The organism is Saliniramus sp. (assembly GCF_035311605.1).
Taxonomy (GTDB): Bacteria; Pseudomonadota; Alphaproteobacteria; order Rhizobiales; family Beijerinckiaceae; genus Saliniramus.
Window position 1 is genome coordinate 1 of the sequence record NZ_DATGCW010000137.1, and the last position, 4652, is coordinate 4652.

Here is a 4652-nt window from a genome sequence, read left to right on the forward strand (position 1 = left end):
CGCGCCAAGCAGGACCAGCACGGCGAGACCGGCGAGAACCGCAATTCGGTGTTGCCGCTGCTGCTGCACGGCGATGCCGCCTTTGCCGGCCAGGGCGTGGTGGCGGAATGCTTCGGCCTGTCGGGGCTGAAGGGACACCGCACCGGTGGCTCGATCCACTTCATCATCAACAACCAGATCGGCTTCACCACCAACCCGCGCTACTCGCGCTCCTCGCCCTACCCTTCCGATGTGGCGAAGATGGTCGAGGCGCCGATCTTCCACTGTAACGGCGACGATCCTGAAGCGGTGGTCTATGCGGCAAAGGTGGCGACGGAATACCGCCAGCGCTTCCACAAGCCCGTCGTGATCGACATGCTGTGCTACCGTCGCTTCGGCCATAACGAAGGCGACGAGCCATCCTTCACCCAGCCGCGGATGTACAAGATCATCCGCGAGCATCCAACCACGCTCGCGATCTACAGCAAGAAACTGATCGAGGAAGGCGTCATCACCGAGGAGGAGATCGACGCCGCAAAGGCCGAATGGCGTGCCAAACTCGATCAGGAATTCGACAGCGTCCAGGGTTTCAAGCCCAACAAGGCCGACTGGCTGGACGGGCGCTGGTCAGGGCTGAAGGCCGTGAAGGAGGACAGCGACGATCCGCGTCGTGGCGCCACCGGCATCAGCATGGAGACGCTGGAGGATATCGGTCGCAAGATCACAACGGTGCCCGAGGGCTTCAACGTCCACCGCACCATCCGCCGTTTCGTCGACAATCGCCGCAAGATGATCGATACCGGCGAGGGTGTCGACTGGGCCACCGCCGAGGCGCTCGCCTTCGGATCGCTGGTCAGGGAAGGCCACCGGGTGCGCCTGTCGGGGCAGGATGTGGAGCGCGGCACCTTCTCGCAGCGTCATTCCGTCCTGCTCGACCAGGAAACGGAACAGCGCCACACGCCGCTCAACCATGTCAGCGAGGGTCAGGCGCATTACGAGGTCATCAATTCGATGCTCTCGGAAGAGGCCGTGCTCGGCTTCGAATACGGCTACTCGCTCTCCGAGCCCAATGCGCTGGTTCTCTGGGAGGCGCAGTTCGGCGATTTCGCCAACGGCGCGCAGGTCGTGTTCGACCAGTTCATCTCCTCGGGCGAGCGCAAGTGGCTGCGCATGTCGGGCCTCGTCTGCCTGCTTCCGCACGGCTATGAGGGCCAGGGTCCGGAGCATTCCTCCGCCCGTCTGGAGCGTTTCCTGCAGATGTGCGCGGAAGACAACATGCAGATCGCCTATTGCTCCACGCCCGCAAACTATTTCCATGTCTTGCGCCGTCAGCTGAAGCGAGACTTCCGCAAGCCGCTGATCCTGATGACGCCGAAAAGTCTGCTGCGCCACAAGCGCTGCGTCTCGAAGATGTCAGAAATGGGCCCCGATTCCTGCTTCCACCGCATCCTGTGGGACGACGCGGCTGCCGGTATCGGCGATGTGCAACTCGCCAAGAATGACAAGATCCGTCGCGTCGTGCTGTGCACGGGCAAGGTCTATTACGACCTGTTCGAGGAGCGCGAGAAGCGCGGCATCAACGATGTCTACCTGATGCGCGTCGAGCAGCTCTATCCCTTCCCGCTGAAGTCTCTGCAGTCCGAGTTGTCGCGTTTCAAGAACGCCGATGTCGTCTGGTGCCAGGAAGAGCCGAAGAACATGGGCTCGTGGAGCTTCGTCGAGCCCTATCTCGAATGGGTGCTCAAGCAGGCCGGCTCCAAGGTGCCGCGCGCCCGCTATGCCGGCCGCGCCGCCTCCGCCGCCACCGCGACGGGCCTGATGTCGAAGCACCAGCAGCAGCTCAAGGCCTTCATGGACGAGGTCTACGGCGCCTGAGCCGCACGCGTTTCGCGTTCCCGGCCCGAGCGTCGGGAACACCTGATATGACCGGGTTTATGCCCAAACAAAGACGAAGATCACCATGGCCACAGAAATCCGCGTACCCACCCTCGGCGAATCCGTCAGCGAAGCGACCATCGCCCGCTGGTTCAAGCAACCCGGTGAGGCCGTGAAGGCCGACGAGCCGCTGGTCGAGCTCGAGACTGACAAGGTCACCCTCGAAGTGAACGCCCCGGCTTCCGGCGTACTCGGCGACATCGTCGCCCAGGAGGGCGAGACGGTGGAGCCCGATGCGCTGCTCGGCTCGATCGACGAGGGCGGCAGCGCGGCTGCGGCGCCGGCCAAGAAGGAAGAGAAAAAAGAAGAGAAGAAGGACGCCCCCAAGGCCGAGAGCAAGCCGGAAGCGGCCAAGCCCGCTTCCGCCGCGAAGGCTACCGATCATGGCCCTGCCGTCTCACGTCTTTCCGCCGAGAGCGGCGTCGATCCCTCGAACTTATCGGGATCCGGCAAGGATGGCCGCGTGACCAAGGGCGACATGCTCGCGGCGATCGCCTCCGGCGGCAGCAATGCGCCCTCTTCCGCGCCCGCGCAACAGGCGCGCCCCGCTTCCGCGCCGGTCGATGCCGATCGCGAAGAGCGTGTGCGCATGACCAAGCTGCGCCAGACCATTGCGCGCCGTCTCAAGGACGCGCAGAACACCGCCGCCATGCTGACGACGTTCAACGATGTCGACATGGGCGCGGTGATGGATCTGCGCAAGCAATACAAGGACATCTTCGAGAAGAAGCACGGCGTGAAGCTCGGCTTCATGGGCTTCTTCACCAAGGCCGTGGTCCAGGCCCTGAAGGAAGTCCCCGCCGTCAATGCCGAGATCGACGGCACCGATCTCGTTTATAAAAACTATTACCATGTCGGCATCGCCGTCGGCACGGAGAAGGGCCTCGTCGTGCCGGTTGTGCGCGATGCCGACCAGCTCTCCATTGCCGGTGTCGAGAAGCAGATCAACGATTTCGGCAAGCGCGCCCGTGACGGCAAGCTGACAATCGAAGAGATGCAGGGCGGCACCTTCACGATCACCAATGGCGGCATCTACGGCTCGCTGATGTCGACGCCGATCCTGAACGCACCGCAATCGGGCATTCTGGGCATGCACCGCATCGAGCAGCGCCCGGTGGTCAAGGACGGTCAGATCGTGGCGCGCCCGATGATGTATCTGGCGCTCTCCTACGATCACCGCATCGTCGACGGCAAGGAAGCCGTGACCTTCCTCGTGCGCATCAAGGAAGCCCTGGAAGACCCGGCGCGGCTGGTTCTGGATCTGTGATCACGAAACGGGGGATAACGCCCGGTGGATATCTGGGTCGCGCTGTCGGAATTGTTGCGCAACCTCGCTCTCGGCGGGGCGGCGCTGGTCGGTTCGCTCCTCGCCTGGCGCCAGCTTTCACCGGCCTCTTCGCAGGCTAGAGCCGCCAACACGCAGGCGGCCCTCGCGCGGCGCTCACATGTTACGGAGTTGTTCGTCCGCGCTGTCGGACAGTTGCGCGATCCAAATCTCGAAGTGCGGCTGAGTGCCGTCTATGTCCTGCGCGAGGTCGCGAAAGACTTTCCGGATCTGTCCGATCCTGTCTTCGAGCTGTTGCAGGCCTATCTTCGGGAGGGCGGTTTCGCCTATGGTGACGATGAACCTCCCGTCGATATTCGGGAGATCATCAGAACGCTGCAGGCTCGAATCGGGGAGGCGGCATGAGCGAAGCCGAAGCAATCGGCAAGGCGCCGGGGAGGGTTCCGAGACTGGACATCCACGGCGCCTTCATCAGGCGCACAGATCTCAGTGGCGCCTCCCTGCGCCTTGCCAACCTGTCGGGGGCGGATGCGACGGGGGCCTCTTTTCGAGGTGCCGATTTCGCCGATGCCGATCTGCGTGGCACCATTCTTCGCGGGGCGGATCTGCGTGATGCACGCAACCTGACCGTCGCGCAACTCGCTTCGGCCGTGATCGACGAAACGACGATCCTTCCCGACTACATCGACCCTTCACGACTTCACAACCGCGACAGCAGCGGGCAAGAATAACGAGGCAAATTGCATGACCTACGATCTCGTCATCATCGGTACCGGCCCCGGCGGCTATGTCTGCGCCATCCGCGCGGCACAGCTGGGCATGAAGACCGCCGTCATCGAAAAGCGTGCGGCCCATGGCGGCACCTGCCTGAATGTCGGCTGCATCCCCTCCAAGGCGCTGCTGCACGCCTCGCATCTGTTCGAGGAGGCGGGGACGCATTTCAAGACGCTCGGTATCGATGTCGGCAATCCCAAGCTTGATCTGAAGGCGATGCTCGCCCACAAGGACGATGCGATCGAGGGCAATACCAAGGGCATCGAATTCCTGCTCAAGAAGAACAAGATCGACGCCTTCCACGGCACCGGCAAGATCCTCGCCGCCGGCAAGGTCTCGGTGACGGGTGAGGACGGCAAGGTCCAGGAGATCGAGACGAAGAACATCGTCATCGCCACCGGTTCCGATGTGGTCAGCCTGCCCGGCATCGAGATCGACGAGAAGCGTATCGTCTCATCGACGGGTGCGCTCGATCTGGCGGAAGTGCCAAAAAAGATGGTGGTGATCGGCGGCGGTGTGATCGGTCTCGAAATGGGTTCGGTCTGGCGCCGGCTGGGCGCCGAGGTCACGGTGGTGGAATTCCTCGACCGCATCCTCGCCGGCATGGACGGCGATGTCGCCACGCAGTTTCAGCGTATGCTGCAAAAGCAGGGCATGGCCTTCAAGCTCGGCTCCAAGG

5 protein-coding genes are annotated in these 4652 nt (G+C 63.0%); all 5 read left to right on the forward strand.

Annotated elements, in window-relative coordinates; all coding sequences use genetic code 11:
- A partial coding sequence (locus tag VKP01_RS06725) for a 2-oxoglutarate dehydrogenase E1 component (protein ID WP_324411393.1) occupies positions 1–1854 on the forward strand: 1854 nt, incomplete at its 5' end.
- 85 nt (positions 1855–1939) lie between these two features.
- On the forward strand, positions 1940–3181 hold the full coding sequence (odhB, locus tag VKP01_RS06730) for a 2-oxoglutarate dehydrogenase complex dihydrolipoyllysine-residue succinyltransferase (RefSeq protein ID WP_324411394.1): 1242 nt from the start codon (positions 1940–1942) through the stop codon (positions 3179–3181).
- 24 nt (positions 3182–3205) lie between these two features.
- Positions 3206–3604: a hypothetical protein gene (locus tag VKP01_RS06735; protein ID WP_324411395.1), complete on the forward strand. Its 399-nt coding sequence runs from the start codon at positions 3206–3208 to the stop codon at positions 3602–3604.
- Positions 3601–3930, forward strand: a complete 330-nt coding sequence (locus tag VKP01_RS06740) for a pentapeptide repeat-containing protein (protein WP_324411396.1) — start codon at positions 3601–3603, stop codon at positions 3928–3930. The genes VKP01_RS06735 and VKP01_RS06740 overlap by 4 nt, the downstream gene beginning before the upstream one ends.
- Before the next feature lie 13 nt (positions 3931–3943).
- A partial coding sequence (locus tag VKP01_RS06745; protein WP_324411397.1) for a dihydrolipoyl dehydrogenase family protein occupies positions 3944–4652 on the forward strand: 709 nt, incomplete at its 3' end.

What these genes read in the sequence shown, in the direction of transcription:
- odhB (WP_324411394.1), top strand. Translation starts at nt 1,940, where the DNA reads ATGGCCACAGAAATCCGCGTACCCACCCTCGGCGAATCCGTCAGCGAA.
- VKP01_RS06740 (WP_324411396.1), top strand. Translation starts at nt 3,601, where the DNA reads ATGAGCGAAGCCGAAGCAATCGGCAAGGCGCCGGGGAGGGTTCCGAGA.